Annotated in this window: 15 protein-coding genes; 5 read left to right on the top strand and 10 right to left on the bottom strand. The window is 66.1% G+C overall.

The window, feature by feature from the left end:
* Nucleotides 1-24 precede the first annotated feature (24 nt).
* From RIN43_RS06210 to RIN43_RS06185, 6 genes are read right to left on the bottom strand one after another with little or no spacing between them, the layout of a single operon-like run.
* Nucleotides 25-1215, bottom strand: a complete 1191-nt coding sequence (locus tag RIN43_RS06210; RefSeq protein ID WP_309128016.1) for a hypothetical protein — start codon at nt 1213-1215, stop codon at nt 25-27.
* Nucleotides 1212-3191, bottom strand: a complete 1980-nt coding sequence (locus tag RIN43_RS06205; protein WP_309128015.1) for a cell wall-binding repeat-containing protein — start codon at nt 3189-3191, stop codon at nt 1212-1214. Before RIN43_RS06205 ends, RIN43_RS06210 begins: the two co-directional genes overlap by 4 nt.
* 41 nt (nt 3192-3232) lie before the next feature.
* The gene (locus RIN43_RS06200; RefSeq protein ID WP_309128126.1) at nt 3233-4228 is read right to left on the bottom strand and encodes a Gfo/Idh/MocA family oxidoreductase; all 996 of its coding nucleotides are present in this window, start codon (nt 4226-4228) and stop codon (nt 3233-3235) included.
* Complete coding sequence (locus tag RIN43_RS06195) at nt 4225-5322, bottom strand: DegT/DnrJ/EryC1/StrS family aminotransferase (RefSeq protein WP_309128014.1); 1098 nt, start codon at nt 5320-5322, stop codon at nt 4225-4227. Before RIN43_RS06195 ends, RIN43_RS06200 begins: the two co-directional genes overlap by 4 nt.
* Nucleotides 5319-5930: a DapH/DapD/GlmU-related protein gene (locus RIN43_RS06190; RefSeq protein WP_309128013.1), complete on the bottom strand. Its 612-nt coding sequence runs from the start codon at nt 5928-5930 to the stop codon at nt 5319-5321. Before RIN43_RS06190 ends, RIN43_RS06195 begins: the two co-directional genes overlap by 4 nt.
* A 43-nt stretch (nt 5931-5973) precedes the next feature.
* A complete protein-coding gene (locus tag RIN43_RS06185; RefSeq protein ID WP_309128012.1) occupies nt 5974-7185 on the bottom strand; it encodes a glycosyltransferase family 4 protein in 1212 nt (403 codons plus the stop codon).
* A 74-nt stretch (nt 7186-7259) separates the two neighbouring features.
* On the opposite strand from RIN43_RS06185, the gene RIN43_RS06180 reads away from it, so the two are divergent.
* Together RIN43_RS06180 and RIN43_RS06175 are read left to right on the top strand one after the other, a co-directional pair.
* Nucleotides 7260-7958 (top strand): glycosyltransferase family 2 protein, encoded by a 699-nt coding sequence (locus RIN43_RS06180; RefSeq protein ID WP_309128011.1) that lies wholly within the window; start codon nt 7260-7262, stop codon nt 7956-7958.
* A 3-nt stretch (nt 7959-7961) separates the two neighbouring features.
* A complete protein-coding gene (locus RIN43_RS06175; RefSeq protein WP_309128010.1) occupies nt 7962-8327 on the top strand; it encodes a DUF2304 domain-containing protein in 366 nt (121 codons plus the stop codon).
* An 8-nt stretch (nt 8328-8335) separates the two neighbouring features.
* Here the strand turns inward: RIN43_RS06175 and RIN43_RS06170 are convergent, their stop codons facing one another.
* Together RIN43_RS06170 and RIN43_RS06165 are read right to left on the bottom strand one after the other, a co-directional pair.
* A complete protein-coding gene (locus RIN43_RS06170; protein ID WP_309128009.1) occupies nt 8336-10246 on the bottom strand; it encodes a DUF6541 family protein in 1911 nt (636 codons plus the stop codon).
* The gene (locus RIN43_RS06165; protein ID WP_309128008.1) at nt 10243-12801 is read right to left on the bottom strand and encodes a glycosyltransferase; all 2559 of its coding nucleotides are present in this window, start codon (nt 12799-12801) and stop codon (nt 10243-10245) included. Before RIN43_RS06165 ends, RIN43_RS06170 begins: the two co-directional genes overlap by 4 nt.
* A 277-nt stretch (nt 12802-13078) precedes the next feature.
* Between RIN43_RS06165 and RIN43_RS06160 the strand changes: the two genes are divergently transcribed.
* Genes RIN43_RS06160 through RIN43_RS06150 form a run of 3 tightly spaced genes read left to right on the top strand, consistent with a single transcriptional unit; the run spans nt 13079 to nt 16216 of the window.
* A complete protein-coding gene (locus RIN43_RS06160) occupies nt 13079-14566 on the top strand; it encodes a LicD family protein (protein ID WP_309128007.1) in 1488 nt (495 codons plus the stop codon).
* Entirely contained in the window at nt 14563-14790 is a 228-nt protein-coding gene (locus tag RIN43_RS06155; protein WP_309128006.1) for a hypothetical protein, read from the top strand. Before RIN43_RS06160 ends, RIN43_RS06155 begins: the two co-directional genes overlap by 4 nt.
* A gap of 37 nt (nt 14791-14827) precedes the next feature.
* Nucleotides 14828-16216, top strand: coding sequence for a bifunctional cytidylyltransferase/SDR family oxidoreductase (locus RIN43_RS06150; protein WP_309128005.1), 1389 nt, complete (start codon nt 14828-14830; stop codon nt 16214-16216).
* 12 nt (nt 16217-16228) lie between these two features.
* On the opposite strand, the gene RIN43_RS06145 is transcribed toward RIN43_RS06150, so the two are convergent.
* Together RIN43_RS06145 and RIN43_RS06140 are read right to left on the bottom strand one after the other, a co-directional pair.
* Nucleotides 16229-16975 (bottom strand): ABC transporter ATP-binding protein, encoded by a 747-nt coding sequence (locus RIN43_RS06145; protein WP_309128004.1) that lies wholly within the window; start codon nt 16973-16975, stop codon nt 16229-16231.
* Complete coding sequence (locus RIN43_RS06140; RefSeq protein WP_309128003.1) at nt 16975-17856, bottom strand: ABC transporter permease; 882 nt, start codon at nt 17854-17856, stop codon at nt 16975-16977. Before RIN43_RS06140 ends, RIN43_RS06145 begins: the two co-directional genes overlap by 1 nt.
* Nucleotides 17857-18111: the final 255 nt, after the last annotated feature.

Here is an 18111-nt window from a genome sequence, read left to right as displayed (position 1 = left end):
GCGCACTCTGAGCGAGGCCTGCGCTCACCGCTGCCCGTGACTGAGGAGCGACTCGCTGAGCACGCGCGCCGAGTAGCGACCGTCGTGCAGCGCTCGAATGAACTCCGGACCGCGGGCCGCTGTCTCCCGGTAGCTGTCCGGATTCTCCGCGATGTCGACGAGCACCCCTTCAAGAGTGTCGACGCTCGCCTGAACGATCGGCACGCTCATGCCCGACTCGCGCTCGGCGAGCGCGCGAACCTCGGGCAGCAGGAACCCGAGCACCAGTCTCCCCGCCGCCATCGCCTCGAGGGCAGTGGTGGAATAGATCCCGATGCGGAACTGATCGAGCACGACGTCGGCCTCAGCATAAAGCGCCGGCATGTCGTGCGGTGGGATGGCCTCAGCACGGCGGTACCGGATGACGCCGGCGTCGGCGAGACGGTCGAGCGGCCCCGCGATCAGGTCGCTCCCCTTGAGGTGGGCGTTGGTCGGCGCATGAACCACGAGGGGGCGTTCCTCCACGAGGACTCCGCGCTCGGTCGCCCACTGCTCCGGGCGGACCACGTTCGGTAACCAGGTTGCTTCGGGCAGGTCGGTGAGCAGATCAGGTGTGACCACGAAGACCGTCCCCGGGGCCTGCTCTCGTAGGAACGCCGCGTTATGCTCGGCGAGCGAAACCAGCCGATCACGCAGCTCCCAGTCACGGTCGCGAAAGGGCGACCACGGGCTCAGCTGGGCGTGCAGGTCAGGATGCCGCAGGTCGCTTCCGTGGCTGACGTAGCCGCGGGCGATCCCCGCCCGGGAGAACCAGTCGGCCTCGCGTCGGACATCGTGCCTCTCCGTGACCCCGAGAACGGCGCGCTCGCTCTCTACGAGCACGTGAGTGACGTGATCGCGCACCGCCCGGGCGTGGCGGGAAGCCCAGCGCCGCGAATGGGCGAAGACGGCAGCGGGCACCGCGGAATCGCTCGGGAAGGCGAGTCCGCCGCGCCGAGTCACAGTCAAATTTCTGGCATCCTGGCCGTCAAGCGCGCGAACGGCGGATGCCCAGGAACTCCCCTGCCCAGCGGAGTTGGCGGGCGCGATGAGCAGACGGGTGCGCGCATCGCCGAACGTCATCGGTGCCGGGATGTCCTCGCTCCGGTAACCCAGTCGGTCCGGAACGATTCGCAGTGCTAGCCCTTCCGGTGCCGCTCGCAGAGCCCAGCCTGCGAACGCTCGCAGACTGCTCACGGCCCGCTGCTCGACTCACCTTGATCCAACGGATCGGCGTCCAGCGGGTCGCCCCCAAGTGTGACTTCGTCCGCGAGCGTATCGTTCTGCATGCGAAGCGTGACCGGCCGCCAGTCGGCGCGCAACGTGTCCGCCCAGTGGCCGAACTCTTCGATACCCGTGAGCGATTGCAGAGTATCGAGCTGCCAGGAGTGGATCACGTGGTACTTCTGGTTCTGCCACAGCGTGCGCTGGCAGAAGCTCGCCTGAACGCAGTAATACGAGACGTCACCGGGCTTACGAATCTTCGGCATCATGTCGAGCACTGTCGCGCTGGCTCCGCGCAACAGCCGCTCTGCGTCGACATTCGCCGTCAGACGCCAATAGTCGTAGACGCCGAACATCGCAAAGATCTGCCCGTTGAGCACTTGCAGGGGCTTCTGGTCGCCGGCGTATTCCTCCAAGTACAGGTGCCCGTCGATCACGACGCTCGACCACTGCTGGGAGGACGAACGACTTTGCAGGAAGCTCTTCCAGGTGCCCTCGATCGCGGCATCCCAGCGCGGCTGCGGGTCCACGTCGCTCAGACGAACGAACAGCGACAGAGCCTGTCCCTGTGCCATCGCCGACCACCAGGGCGCATGCAGCGTGCGATCGCTGTACGTCCAGTTGAAGGGGTACGAGTACCACCACGCGTCACCGCGCAGCGTGCGCATCTCGATGAGCCGCTCCGCCTGCCGCTCCGCCCGTTTCAACCACAGGGCGTCGCCGGTTCGCTGATACTCCAGCAAAGCCGAGATGCCGTACTGTGCATACACGACCGGGTGGTCCGCGCGAAGCCCGGTGGACTTCTCGCGGTACACCCGCAACCCTGTGGTGTCAAGGACCTGAGTGCTCGCGCGCACGTCCACGGGCGGGCGGTCCCAGTACGGAGCCGGCGCGTCGGGGTCGAACAAGGTATCCAGTTCGTCCCAGCTCTGATCGAGCACGCTCCCAGGCGCCGCCTTCGTGCACGACACCAGACGGGCGCTGGCCTCACTGACGACAGCGGCGCCTCCCAGTGCGAGTGTTGCTGTGGTTCCCACGCGCGTGGCGCTGGCGACGGTCGCTGGATCGGCGCAGGTGCGCCGCACCAGATACAGCGGCTGGTTCGCACGAGCAGCGGCCGCGGCGCCGGCGAGCGCATCGGGGAAGTCAGCTCCCGTCGCGATGAGCGCACGATCGGCGCTGCTCGCCGGGAAGTACGCGTCGTCGACGGCCGCAGCGGTGTCGTAGCGGTTCGCGCCGGCGAGACGATGCACCCTCAGGCCAGCTTTCGCAAGAACGGACTGGAGTTCCGGGCGCACCGCACCGTAGCCTCCGACGATCGACACGCGCTCGGCACCGAGGCGCCGGATCTCCTGTAGGATGCCCGACGGCAGTGTTGTCGCCCGCCCGTTCACCAGCAGAACCGGCACACGTGCCCCTCCCGCGGCGGCTGCGGCGACCAGTGCATCCGGATAGTCGCGGCCCGTGACGATCAAGACCTCGTCCGCGGCGGTGAACTCGGCGGTGGAGAGGCGCCGCGCCGTCTCGTAACGGTCGGCACCCTGAATTCGCGTCGTGGGGGCGATGCCGCGCAGCGCCCGTTCGACACCGGCAGCCACCACACCGGAGCCCCCGACGACCACGATGCGCTGTGGGGCCAGCCGCACGATCTCTGCACGGACGAGGTCCGGGAGCATGGTCGGCCTGGTCAACAGCAGCGGTCCGCCGGCCGCACCGGCAGCCGCAGCCGCCGTGAGCGCATCAGGGAAGTCGGCACCCGTCGCGAGGAAGACGACCGGCACGGGACCGTCGAGCGTCCGCGAGAGCCGCACCGCGGTGTCGTAGCGGTCGGTGCCGGCGATGCGCTGCGGTGTCTGCGTCACGGCCGTGACAGGGCGAGTCCCTGCATTCACGGACTGCGCATGCGCGGCCTGTGCGGGCGGTGCGAGCGCACTCAGGACCAGTGCCAACGCGACACCTACACGCGCCGCCCAGCGGGCCCGGTGGCTCCTCACGCGCCCGGCAGCGTTCGCACCGAGGAGTCGCCCGCCGAGGCGAGGGCGACTTCGACGACGGTGAGGGTGCGCTGGCCCTGTTCCATGGTGACCACGTCTGTCTGATGGCCGAGGACGGCGTCGCGGAATGCCTCGTGCTCGACGCGCAGCGGCTCGCGCTTGGCGAACGCGTACCGGGTGACGTCTCCTTCGGACACGCCTCGGAAGCTGGAGACGGATTCCCACTCGAGGGGGATGGTTCCGTTGGAGTAGAAGGTGAGATCTCCGGTGGAGGTGTCGGCAACGAACGCGCCCTTCTCACCGGTCACGACGGTGAGGCGCTCTTTCATCGGGCTGAGCCAATTGACGATATTGTTCACGATCACCCCGGACTTGGTGCGACCGGTGATGGTGATCATGTCTTCGTGCTCGCGGCCGGATTTGAACGCGGTCTGCGCGAAAACGACGTCGTAGTCGGACTGCACCACCCACGCGGTCAGGTCCACATCATGCGAAGCGAGATCCTTGGCGACCCCCACATCCGCGATACGCGAGGGGAAGGGACCCTGCCGGCGGGTGACGACCTGGTAGACCGCGCCGAGCTCCCCCGCTGCGATGCGGCGGCGCAGCTCCTGCAGAGCGGGGTTGAAGCGCTCGATGTGGCCGACTGCACCCACCAAACGCGCGTCTTTGAACGCGTCGACCATCCGCTGCCCGGCATCCAGACTGTGCGCGATGGGCTTCTCGACAAGCGTGTGCACGCCTGCGTCGGCGAGCTTCAACGCCGCATGCTCGTGGAACCGGGTCGGCACCGCGACCACCGCGATGTCGATGCCCGCTCCGATCAGCGCGTCGATATCGGGCAGCACCTGCAGGTCACCCGCGACACCGTGCGGATCACCCCCTGGATCCGCGATCGCGACCAGGTCGACGCCGTCCAGCTCGCGTAGCACGCGTGCGTGGTGACGTCCCATCATCCCGACGCCGAGCAATCCGGCGCGCAGCACCATCAGGCGCCCGCCTTCGCGGTCGCGTTGACGGCACCGACGATGCGCTCCAGATCCCCCCGGCTGAGCGAGGGGTGTACCGGCAGCGACACCACCTCACGCGCGGCACGCTCGGTCTCGGGCAGATCCAGCCCAGGCGCGTACGGCGCCAGCGACGGCAGACGGTGATTCGGGATCGGGTAGTACACGCCCGCGCCGACGTTGTGCTCCTCCTTGAGCGCCTTCACGAACCCGTCTCGGTCGTCCGGGACGCGGATCGTGTACTGGTGGTACACGTGCACGGCCCCCTCGGCGACCGACGGGACGACGACGCCCTCCAGATTCGCGTCCAGGAAGGCAGCATTCTGCTGCCGCGTCTTCGTCCACGCGTCGACCTTCGTCAGCTGCACGCGGCCGATCGCCGCGTGAATGTCGGTCATGCGGGCGTTGAACCCGATCACCTCGTTCTCGTACTGACGCTCCATGCCCTGGTTGCGCAGCAGCCTGACTCGACGTGCGAGCTCATCGGTCGCCGCGGTGACCATTCCGCCCTCACCGCTGGTCATATTCTTAGTCGGATACAGGCTGAACATCGCAAATTCCCCGAACGAGCCCACAGGCCGACCGTCCAGCGAGGCGCCGTGGGCCTGCGCGGCATCTTCGTACAGCGCCACGCCGCGGTCTGCCGCCAGCCTCTCGAGCTCGCGCATCCGCGCAGGGTGACCGTACAGGTGCACCGGCAGGATCCCCTTGGTCTTCGGAGTGATCGCTGCGGCCACCGCCTCCGGATCCAGCGAAAACGTCTCAGGCTCGATGTCCACGAACACGGGTGTGCCACCGGTCAGGGCGACCGAGTTCCCGGTCGCGGCGAACGTGAACGACGGGACGATGACCTCATCGCCCGCGCCGACCCCGGCGGCGAGAAGGCCCAGGTGCAGACCGGCCGTGCCCGAGTTGACCGCCACTGACGGACGACCCGGCACGAAGTGCTGGGAGAACTCCTGCTCGAACGCAGCGACCTCAGGCCCTTGCGCGACCATGCCGCTGCGTAGCACGCGGTCGACGGCCTCGCGCTCCTCATCGCCGATGATCGGCCTCGCCGGGGGAATGAAATCGCTCACGCGGCCTCCTTGGTCAGAATTCCATCAGTCTCGAAATATCGGTCGCCCGACGCCGGACAGACCCACGTGTTCTCATCCTCACCAGCGGCCAGCGGCATGCCGGACTCCCCCACCCAGCCGATGCGACGCGCAGGAACGCCGGCCACAAGAGCGTAGGCGGGGACGTCCTTGACGACGACGGCGCCGGCCGCCACCGTCGCCCAGGCGCCGATCGTCACGGGCGCGACGCAGGTGGCGCGCGCACCGATGGCCGCTCCGCGCTCGACGGTCACGCCGACGGCCTCCCAGTCATGGGCGCTCTTGAGCGTTCCATCGGCGTTGATGGCGCGCGGGTAGGTGTCATTGGTCAGCACGACCGCGGGCCCGATGAAGACACCGTCGGCGAGCTTGGCCGGCTCGTAGACCAGGGCATAGTTCTGCACCTTGCAGTTGTCGCCCATCTCGACGCCGGTGCCGATGTAGGCGCCGCGTCCGACGATGCAGTTCTCACCCATCCGCACGCCTTCGCGCACCTGAGCCAGGTGCCAGATCGAGGAGCCGTCGCCGATCGATGCGTCGGCGGAGACATCTGCGGATTCGACGATCCGCACCTGGGTGGAATGAGTCACAGCGCTCCTAGCTCACCGAAGGACGAGACGGTGCACCGAGATTCTATCGTCGGGTGTCCGAGTAGGCCGTGTTCGGGGTGGCCGCGGCGAGCACTACCTCGGCGGAACGTCGCGCCACCGCCTCGGCCGAGACATGCTCACGCGCCCACGCGGCCAGCCAGTCAGCGCCGCGTTCCGGGCGATGCAGGGCGGCCAGCAGCTCCTCCAGCGCGCGGGAGAGTTCGTGCTCATCGTATCCGACGCCCCGACCCAGCCCGTTCCGCTCGACGAGGCTGCGAACCGGATCGGGGCCCGCATAGACGACGGGAGTGCCGACAGCCACGGAGGCGTAGAGCTTCGTCGGAACCGCGAAGTCGTAGCCTTGCCCCGGTACGAGCGTCGCCAGGCTGACACGCGCGCCTCTCAGCCACGCCGCAGCCTGCTCCGGCGGCACAGTGTCCACGAACCGGATCCGGCCGGCGAGACCCGCATCCGCGACGGCGGCGCGCATCGCCTGCCAGGAAGAGCCCTGCCCGACGAAGGCGGCGGTGAGCTCCTGACGCCGCCGGAGCACATCGATCACTGCGCGGACGGCGATCTCAGCCCCGTGCCATTCGCTCGCCGACCCCACGTAAACGACATCCGCTGGCACAGGCACGGCCGTGCCACCGGGAGAGAAGAGGTCGAGATCCACTCCATGGCCGACGACGTGGGTGCGAGCTCCCGGAGTGAGTTCGCCGACGCGTTCGGCCACCCCGTCGGTCACCACGAGGACCTCCTGCGCTCCGCGCAGGGCGAAGGCCTCCATCCATCGCACGACGCGGAGCACGGCGCCGGACGCTCCGGTGGCCTGGGCGGCGTCCGACCAGATGTCCGCGGCGTAGTAGACGTACGGCCGCCTGACGAGCGCGCACGCGATGCGCATGAACAGCCCTGTGGTGGGAGGCGGCTCACAGAGGTACACGTCACCGCGGCGTCCGAAGACGATCCGCAGCAGCAACGGGAGGTCGAAGCTCATGTACGGCAGGTACCCGCGGACATACCCGGACGCGTCCCGCAGCACCGGCCAGCGCCGGACATCCGTCCCGGCGTCGGATGCGGCAGGGGCGCTCCTGGGCGGTGTCGTCGTGAGCACGCGCACATCGGCTCCCCGCGTCGTCAGTTCGGCGGCCAGCGCACCGAGGCGCAATGACGCCGCTGAGGGCTCAGGCGCGAAGATGCGGCTCGCCATGACGACGCGCACGCGGGATCGCGACGCGCGGCTTCTGCGGTTCACATGCGCTCCTCACACTCGGCCGGGTTCCGCACGCCTCGCCGAGGTCGCGCAGCAGCACCTGACACAATGGAATCATGCCGATGAGCGTGCCTGTGCCACACACACTCGACCGTCGAGCCTGGGTCGTGATGCCGCTGTACAACGAGGCGGGCGTCATCGCCGGGGTCGTCGGCGATCTGAGGACCAAGTTCGCGAACATCGTCTGCGTCGATGACGGATCGAGCGACGGGTCGGCGCGGATCGCAATGGAGGCCGGGGCGCTCCTGGTGCAGCACCCCGTCAACCTCGGGCAGGGTGCCGCCCTGCAGACCGGCATCGACTTCGCTCTCTCCCACCCTGAGTGCGAGTACATCGTGACCTTCGACGCCGATGGACAGCACCGGATCGAGGACGCGCTGGGAATGCTCGAGGCGGCCCGCAGCGGTGGCGCGGCGGTCGTCTTCGGATCACGGTTCCTCGATGACCGGACCCGTCCGGGGTGGATGAAGAAGGTCATCCTTAAGACGGCGATCTGGGTGACCAACATGACCACGGGCATGCGCCTCACCGACGCTCACAACGGCCTCCGGGTAATCCGTCGGGACGCCGCGCAGAAGATCGAGCTCAAGCAGGATCGCATGGCGCATGCGACCGAGATCGTACTTGAGATCGGCCGCACCGGTCTGCCGTGGATCGAGTATCCCGTCGAGCTGCTGTACACCGATTACTCGAAGGCGAAGGGTCAGAGCGTGCTCAACTCTGTGAACATCCTCGTGGATCTGGTGGTGAGGTGACCCATGTGGATCCAGCTCCTCCTGATCGTGGCCATCGTCATCCTCGCGGCCTTCATGATGCGGCGTACGGGCGCCGACAGCCATCTTGCGATCCGTCGGCTGCTGATGGCGCTGTTCGTGATCGCCGCCGTCCTGTCGGTGCTGTTCCCCCAATGGCTGACCTGGCTGGCCCAGCTCGTCGGGGTGGGCCGGGGTACCGATCTGGTGCTGTACGCACTGATCGTCATGTTCCTGGCGTTCGTGTACACGCAGTACCGACGCAACGCCGCACTGCAACGGCAATTGACGCTGCTGTCGCGCAAGATCGCGCTGCTTGAGGCTTCAGAGCGCTCCGCGCACAGGAGCGCCGCGGATGACGAAGCGGTCTGAGCTCGCCCTCAGTCGCAGCCGGTGATCCGCCAGAGGGACGCATCACCCTGCTGAGCGACTTTCCGGAAGCCCGCAGCATCCGCGAATCCTGTCAGACCGGGCATGTCCTGGCGGCCCGCCCCGGCGGTGCTCTGACCGAAGTCGAGGACATAGTCGATCCCTGTGCTGGCGAGCGCCTCGCAGACGGCCGGCTCGTCAGCCAGATCGACCAACTCCTCTCCGAGCACGGTGTGCGCGGCGTCGTTGGGCATGGACCAAGTTCGGGGAACGACATCCACACCGCTCAGCGCGTAGCCGAACGCCGCTCCCGCAGAAGGATCTCCGAGGACGCGATCGTCGCGATCGACATAGTGCGGCAGCCGCTCGAGTAGGAGCCTCTCATCGATCGACAGGTAGGACGTCGCGGTGACGCCATAGTCGCTCCGCTCGGATCTCGCGTCAATCACCGCCCAGACGGTGGTCTCGACCAGAAGTACGCCGGCGACGACCGCCCCCACGACGAGGCTTGCCGTTCTGCTCCGGCGGCCGATCAGTCTCAGGATGCCGGCGACGCCGATCGCGGCGAGCGGGATGACCACCAAGGGCATCATCATGATAAAGCGGTGGGGATCCGCGTACCAGGCGGACAGCAGTCCGCGGATCGCCTCGTTGCGCACCGAGACCGCGACCAGCGTCAGCACCGAGATGGCCGCACCGTAGAGCAGGAGCCACCGCAATGGTCTGCGACAGACGACCACCACGATCCCCGCGATCGCGAGCGCGCTCATCGTCACAGCCGGACCCGGACCGATGCTGTCGTTGAGCACCAGGTCAACGACAGCCGGGATCAGTGACTTGCGCGATGACCAGAGCACACTGGGACTGAACCGCATCAGCACGGCCCAGACCAGCGCAGCAGCTACCACGACCGCGAAGGCAGTCACAAGCAGCCAGATCCTGCGCCGTCGGCCCGAGCCGGCCCATTCCTTGTGGACGATCCACAGGACGAGGGAGACTGCGCCTATGACCCAGATCAGGAGTGCCGCCGGCTGTGCGAGCGCGATCGCGGCGAGCCCGACCGCCGACGCCACGATAGCAAGCCATCGGCGCCGCACTGTCTCTGTTCCGGCTCCCCCGTCGCGGTGTGAGGCGGCGAGAGCGACGAGCACGGCGAGAACGCCGGGTAGAACGGCCACCGAGAGCGCGTACGGGTACAGCACACCGAAATCGAGCGCGTAGAAGGGGAAGGCCAGTAGCGCCGGGGACATCAGCGCCGCCGCGATCGTCGCCGCGCGCGCGCCACGCGCTGTACACCAGACGAACGACGTGATCGACAGCACCCAAATCGGTCCGGCGATCGCGAGCGATGTCGCGTTGGCGACGCGCACGACATCCGCGCCGGTGAGCGCCGCGACCGTGGAGGCGACAGCATGCCACGCTGCGGGATAGAAACCGCTCGTGTCGATAGCGCCGAGGAGGTCCAATGACGATGCGCTGCCTGAATCCGAGATGAACCGCAATGCGTTGAGATGGAACGTCGCGTCGTTGGTCTGCGACACGCTGTCAGGGCTGCGAATGAGCGACGCCATGCGCACCATCCCGAGGAGAGCCCCAGCGGCGACAGCAGCGGCGACCGCCACGCCGTGACCGGGGCGTACGACCTCCAGCTTCGCAGGGGCGAGCGAGTGGCCGATCAACGCGGCCATCCCCGCGAGCAGCAGCACGGCGATACCCGCAGTCCACACGGACCAACCGACACCGAGTATGCCGAGACCGCCGGCGCTCACCGCTAGTGCCGCGACGCCGGCCGCGGGTGCGAAACCCCAAAGCAGAACCCCGCGTACCCGAAGTGCGGCACCGATGAGCAGCCCCGGAAGCAGCACGACAGCGATGGCGACGACCATCACCGGTAACATCGCCAGCCAATCCCACACCGTCATCGGAGCGCCCGAATCGCGTGAAGAACCCGCTCAGCCGCATGACCGTCCGGGTCGCGCATCGCTGGAGGGAGCAGATGTCGGTGCTCCCCCGTGTGTTCGATCGGCCGCGCGGGATCCAGCTGGGCGATGAGCGCCTCGAGCAGTTCGTCCACATCTGCGGCGACGGCGCCGATCTCGCGCTCGTCTAGCAACGCTGAAGCGTCCCCGTCGGCGGGCTGGTAACGGACGACAGCGGCGCCCGCGATGGCGGCGTCGAGGGAGATCGGCGAGCTGTTTGTGACCAGCACCGCCGTCGACACCAGCAGCGCCGCACGCCCATCCGCGTGCGCCGCGAGATGCACCCGCTCCGGCAGGCGTCTCGAGCGGAAGTCTCCGCGGCCGGGGTCGAGAAAAGCGAGATCGACCTCGAATCGGTCGGCCAACCCCAAGAGGCGTGTGTCGTTGAAGAGCTCCAGCCACAGCGGGTCGTCATCCGACGGCGCGAACAACACAAGGCGCCGCCTGCGACCCTCTGCCGCGGCCCGCTCTCGGACGATCTCATCGTGTCGCGCGAATCCCGTGTTGGTCACCTCCAGGGCGGTCAACGACGACGGGGTGTCGTCATCGGTCAATGCGCGCAGCTCATCGTCGGCCGCGGTCGCCATCAGCGTGATCGGCTGCCCGTTGAGCCAGATCGAATGGTCGTCGCGGATCAGATCACGCGGCAGGTACACGAATCGCCATGGAATACGACCGTCCCAGTAGATCTCGCGCGAAAGCGGCGCAGCGCTCTCGGCACCCAGCTGGGACGAGATCACGAACTCGGCGTTCATGAGCGCCGCTCGGTGCTCAAGAGACCCGTACGCGAGCACGTGCGCGCCCGAACGCCGCAGTCTCTGCCAATCAGATGACCGCCGGTCGATGACGAACACCGCATTCACATCCGGAGCCTCCACGCGCACGTGCCGGTAAAGCGCTTCGGCGTTATCACCCGCTACATTCACATGGTCGATGAACAGCCATGCGCCTCCGTACCGCGCGCGTGTGCGCGGCCGTTGCGCATGAATCCGCACGATCTTCGCCGCTCTCGACTCGCGCAACTCCTCGCCGAGGGCGCGCACACGCGCGTTGCGAAACAGCGCCGGGGCCAGCGCGGCCGCCTCGCGCCGAACACGGCCGACCATCCGCCGCGGAAGAGGACGGAGCGCCTTCGACGGCGGAATCGGGCCGATCGGATCCACGTAGGAGTCGAACCCCAACCGAGCTCGACTGGCCGAGAACGCGGGAACACTCGGCGGTGCCAGAACGATCTTCTGTTGCCGTCCGTCGAGCAGCACCACCAAGTCATCGTCCGCGACGATCCACAGGATGCGCTGCCGCATCCTCGTCTGCCCCAGGTAATCCAGGCGACGCGTCTTCGCCGCGACCACGACCGCGGGTCGCCCCCCGACGGTGACGCTCTCGACGGGCAGCTCACCGACGAAGCGATATCGGAGCTGAACCAGATCCCTGTGCTCATCGATGCCATGGACCTCGACGAGACCTTCGCTAAGAAGTGGCGCATCCATCAGCGACAGCATCAGATCCCGCAGCTCGAGTCCCATGCCGGTGATCGAATAGTCACGCACCCAGGTCGGGTCGAGTTGCTTCAGCACTGCCGCGACCGAACTCAGCACCTCCGCCTTCTGAGCGGCGCTTAGGTGGGTCGCCTTGTTCGTCGCGTCCATCTCACGAGGGAAGAACCAGCGCATGTCATACAAGAAGTACTGACCGAGCCAATGGGGCACTGAACCGTGTGTAGCCCTGGCCTTCGCGAACAGCGGAAGGTATCCCCGCGTGAACCGCGCAAAATAGTAGTCCGGATTTCGGGCGAACCTGTTCACTGCGGAGTCGCCGCTCGCGCGCTGACGATAGTAGTAATCCGAGGACGCGACACAGGCGATCACCGGTTGCGTCTCCGTGAGCAGATACGAGGACACGAACAGCGCATCCTCGGCGGCGTGCAGGCCCTCGAGGAACCTCACACCGGAGGCTCGCAGCTTTGCGAGCGGAAAGAACGCCGAGGCCGCCTGCGATTGGATGAACTCTGGATGCTGCTCAAGTGGGTACAACCGGTCTCCACGATTGAACTTGTCCCTGAGCGGATGCGCGTGATCATACCGGTCGTCGATCTCGTGATATCGCGCGACGTTGCAGGACACGAGCGAGACCCCGTTCGATGCCTCCGCCACGGAGCGCAGGAAGCGATGCACGCCGAGTACGTAGCCGTCAGAGAGGAAGTCGTCCGAGTCTACAAACGCGATCCACTCGCCCGTGGCCAGGTCCAGGCCATTGTTGCGCGCGGCGCTGACTCCGCGATTCGGCTGCTCTATGACGCGGCCCGCGATGCCCGTTCTGGTGAGCCACTCGCTTGCGATCCGGCCCGCGTCATCGGGTGAAGAATCATCGACGAACAGGCATTCCAGCGCGAACTCGTCACCGCGCCCTCGCTGTCGTTCCAGCGAGCCGAGGAGTGCAGGCAGGAAGCGTGCGGTCTCGTATAGCGGAACGACGATGCTGTACACCGTTGGCGTCATCTGGTGCGGAACCCTATTCGGAATCGAGAATATGCATTGCTGTGGTGGCGACGCGATACTCACCTCGCCACGGCGGTACGCCTCATGTCGCACCCGAAGGCCGATTGTAGCCCGCGTGATCGTCGCTCTTCCTGCGCCCGCTCCGAGGCCGAATGGCCTCCGGCGGCGGCGCAGTATGCGTCAGCACGCGAACGGTATCGTAGGCAGCACGCGCGACACCCTGCAGACGAATCTCCCAGCGCGGGCGGCACACGCCGTTCAACGCCTAAGGAGGCGAATGATCCCTACACCGCCTGTCAGGCTCACCCGGCGCGGCATCCGCTACTCGCCGACTTCGGTCGGGCGCACGGTCGACGTCACGCTGGACGGGCACCGGGTCTGGTCGACCACGCTCGCGCCGGGACGGCGCACCCAGGCTTGGCCTCCCGCGCTGAGGGAGCGGCTGCTCGGAAGCGCAGTGGGCATCGTGTCCGATTCGATTAGTCACGATCCGCTGTGGAGAGGGAAACTGCACTGGTCCGGCAGCGGATCGCCCGACCTTGTCGACGGCCGGGGACGCACGCTCCGCGTCGACAAGTGGGGGCGCATGAAGCCGTCGTTCGAGACGGGTGAGGACATTCGCCCTAAGGTCGCCGCTGCCGCAGCCGACGTACTCGCCTTCCTTCGGCAGAACGGTTTCGAGGCGTTCATCGTCGGCGGCACGCTCCTCGGTGCGGTCCGCGACGCGGAGATCCTGCCGCACGACGATGACGCCGATGTCGCCTACCTGAGCAAACACTCGCATCCCTCCGATCTCGTCTTGGAGAACGACCGACTGCACCGCCTGCTCGTCGAAAACGGGTTCCGAGTGATCCGGCACAGCTGGTCGCATCTGCAGGTGCTCAGCGACGACGATGCCCACGACTACTACGTCGACATCTTCACCGCGTTCTACAAGTCGGGCATGTTCCACGAGCCCATCCACGTCCGCGCGGCGGGCATGGAGGACGCGATCCTCCCGCTCGGGGAAGTTGAACTGCACGGCGTGCGGCTGGCAGCGCCCCGCGACCCTGAGGCCTGGCTCGCCGCTTGCTACGGGCCGTCTTGGCGCACACCCGATCCCTCGTTCGTCTTCGAGACGCCCTGGCAGACGCAGCGCCGCTTCCACGCCTGGTTCGGCACCTTCTACATGGGGATCAACAACTGGACGATCCGCTATTCCCAGGGAGGCAGCGCACACGAGAGCAACGCGATCCGAAGCCACGTGATCCCTCATGCCGACGCCGTCGTCGATCTCGGCTCCGGCAACGGGGAGGACCTGTGCGCCTACCGCGCAGCAGGTCTCTCGGCTGTCGGAGCCGAGTCCGTCGGCACGGCCCGTTCGGTGCTCGACGGCGAAGCGCACGTGAACCTCGTCGACTATCTTCCCGCATTCGATTTCATGCGCAGGGCGCTCGCCGACGCAACGGCGGACACGCGCACCGCTGTCACCGCGAACCACCTGCTCGCATGTCAGGATCCGCGCGGACGCAGCGCGCTGTTGCATCTGTTCCACTTCGCGCTGCGCCGCGGCGCGCGCGTGATCACCGCAGACTACGAGGAACTGGGACGCTACCGTCCGGACCGGCCGCGTACCTGGCACCTTGACTGGCCCACTCGCATGGAAGAGGCGGCCGAAGCCGGATTGCGCTGCGTCCTACTGGAGCGCACACGAATCCGCGACGAAGACGGCGTCCAGCGCACATTGTCGGTCGTCGAGTACCAGCGACAGGAGGATCACCCATGAATCGACTCGTCCGCATCCGTCAGGATCTGATGCTCAGCGCGCGCGGATGGCTCGCCCGCCGCCGCTTGAGAGCCGAGACGGTTTCCGCTCTCGTCGACACAGTGAACGACCTTCGTCAGCGCGTCGCCGAACTCGAGGTCGACCTGGACGAGCTGCGCGCCGACAGCAGGCGCGTCGCCGAGCTTCGGATCCAGGTCGAGGATGCGCTCGCCGGCCGCGAGTGACCACGGTCCGCGGTCACTCGCTCGATAGAATGCAGGGATGACTGCCCGAACTGTTGCTGTGCTGTTGGCTGGTGGAATCGGGGTTCGGGTGGGTCTCGGTGTGCCGAAGCAGCTGATCAAGATCGCCGGTAAGGCGATCGTGGAGCACACGCTGGAAGTGGTCAATGCTAGTCCCGTGATCGACGAGATCATCATCGTCATGAACGCCGGAGCGATCCAGCAGCTCGAGTCGTTCAAGGACGCCGAGCGTTTCCCGAAGCTCAGCCGGATCATCCCGGGCGGCGAGACGCGAAACGACTCCACCCGAGCCGCCCTGGCTGTGATCGACGACGATCCGGACACCAAGGTGCTCTTCCATGATGCCGTGCGACCGTTCGTGAACGAACGCATCCTCGAGGACTGCGTGGAGGCCCTCGAACACTACGACGCTGTCGATACCGCGATCCCGTCAGCCGATACGATCATCCAAATCGACTCCTCCTCGCACATCACCGGCATCCCGAACCGCTCGACGCTGCGGCGGGGCCAGACGCCTCAGGCCTTCCGCGCGGGGACTATCCGACGGGCATACGAGCTTGCAGCAGGTGATCCCTCCTTCCATGCCACGGACGACTGTGGCGTCGTCTTCACGTACCTTCCCGAGGTGCCCATCTTCGTCGTCGACGGCACGGCCGAAAACATGAAGGTCACCGAGCCGATCGATGTGCATATCGCCGACAAGATCTTCCAGCTTCAGTCGTCGAGCCTCACCGCAGACGGCGAGCTGCCCGATATGTCCGGACAGGTCGTCATCGTGTTCGGCGGCAGCTACGGGATAGGTCAGAGCATCGTGCAGCTCGCCGCTCGAGCTGGTGCAGAAGTGCACGAGTTCAGCCGCTCGACGACCGGCACGGACGTTCGCTCGCGAGGGCAGGTGAAGAAGGCCATCCGCGCCGTGCATGAGAAGGCTGGCCGGATCGATGCCGTCGTGGTGACGGCGGGTGTCCTGCAAATGGGACCATTGACGAAGACGAAAGTCAAGCAGATCGAAGCCGGCATCGAGACGAACTTCCTCGCTCCTGTGATCGTCGCACGAGCGGCCCACAAGTATCTGAAGCGTACGGGCGGGCAGGTGCTGCTGTTCACATCCAGCTCGCACACCCGAGGACGCGCCAACTACGGGGTCTACTCGGCGAGCAAGGCTGCGGTCGTGAATCTCACGCAGTCACTCGCCGAGGAATGGTCGGAAGACGGTGTGTCCATCAACTGCATCAGCCCGCAGAGGACCCACACCCCGATGCGCACTAACGCCTTCGGCGAGGAGCCACTCGAGACGCTTCTTGCTCCGGAGAACGTCGCTGCGGTGAGTCTCCAGGTGCTCGGAAGTGACCTAACCGGGCAGGTGATCTCGGTGCGTGTTGAGGATATCCGCGACAAGACCAGGTGAGGCGGCAGCGCCTCACTTCATCGCGGCCAAGGCGCCGTTGATCTCGCCGTCGTAGATCTTCTTACCCTTCCTGATCACGATTCCCCGGTCACAGAGATCCTTGATCATCCCCGTGCTGTGGCTCACCACGAGCATGGTCACTCCCTGGGCTGTAAGCTCCTTGATCTTCGCGATGCACTTCTCTCGGAACGGGGCATCGCCGACGCTGAGCACTTCATCCACGAGCAGGATGTCGAGTTCGACATGGATCGCGACCGAGAATGCCAAGCGCATGAACATTCCCGATGAGTAGTGCTTCACCTCCTGGTCGATGAAGTCACCGATTTCGGAGAAGGCGACGATGTCATCAAAGCGCGCGTCGATTTCTTCCTTCGACATGCCCAGGATCGCCGCGTTCAGGTATACGTTCTCGCGTCCAGAGAGGTCTGGATGGAAGCCCGCACCCACTTCGATCAGGCCGGCGACTCGCCCCCGCGTGAAAACGCGCCCGGTGTCGGGTTCCAGTACACCGGAGATGAGTTTCAGTGTCGTCGACTTGCCCGAACCGTTCAGCCCCACGACGGCGACCGACTCACCTTGTGCAACCTGGAAGGTGATGTCGTCTAGAGCCAGGAAGGAATCAGCCCGAACTTTCTTGCCACGAATCCATCCGACGAAGGCTTCCTTGAAGGAATGCGTGTTGCGCTTCAGGAAGCGCTTGGAGACGTGGTCGACGACGATGCTGGGGGTACTCGTCGTCAGCTGCATTATCTGAGCCATCACAGGTCCTGTGCAAATGTTCGTTCGTAGTGGCGGAAGACAGTCTGGCCGATGACGAGGACGGCCACACAGATGAAGGCGGACACAGTCAGCGCGATCTCGAAGTTCGGCAGGATGCTCGGGTCGTCAGCACCTGCCGACGGGGGCGGCACTGTGCCTGCCCAGAAGCCCTGGTGGAACAGTTCGACAGCCACGGTCAGCGGATTCCAGGTGTAGACGTTGAAGATCCATTCGTGGTTGTGCAGCGCGTTCTGGACCAGCAGCCAGGGATAGAGCACGGGAGACGTCCAGGTCGAGAACATCCGGATCAGCTCGACGAAGTTCTGGGCATCGCGGTAGCGCACGTTCAGCCCCGCGAAGAGCAATCCGAGCCCTAATGCGAACGCGAGGACGACGACGATGCCAAGGACGATTCCGCCAAGGCCAATCAGTGTCGGCGTCCAGCCGACGAGGATACAGACCAGGAGCAGGATCGCCAGTTGGGGCAGGAAGTGGATGAAGGCGATGATGATCGCCGCTATCGGGAAGAGCTCCCGCGGGAGGTAGATCTTCTTCACCAGAGCACGGTTCTCGACGATCGACGTCGTCGCGTTACCGAACGCCTCGTTGAAGAGGTTTACGGCGACCACTCCGGAGAAAAGATAGATGGGGAAGTTCTCGATTCCCCTGTCCATCTGCATGATGACGCCCATCACGAAGTAGTAGATGATGAACTGCGCGGCGGGCTTCACATACGACCAGACCCACCCGAGAACCGAGTTGCGGTATCGAGTCGCAGTACCCTTGCGCACCAGCAGACGCAACAGATACTGCCGCCGGAACACATCGAGGATCCCTCGACCCCGGCCAGGTACATCGAACCCGCTGAGATCGATCGGCACGCTGGATGTCAATTGATTCACCGTTCAGATAGCGCATGCGGCGTACAGCCATAGGTATACGGCAATCATAGCCAACGCACGCTGAGAGCCCCGTCGGTCAGCGGTTCACCGCCGCGCCGACCTGGCTCTCGACGGTGGCGGAGACGACACCGGTGCCGCCAAGGATGACCACACGCTGGGGCCTCAGCCGCGACAACTCGTTCTTCACCGCCGCGGGCAACCCGTTCGACGGTGTCAGCAGCACCGGACCACCCA

The organism is Microbacterium sp. (assembly GCF_031178445.1).
In the GTDB taxonomy this organism is placed as follows: Bacteria; Actinomycetota; Actinomycetes; order Actinomycetales; family Microbacteriaceae; genus Microbacterium.
This window is presented reverse-complemented; position numbering and strand designations above follow the sequence as displayed.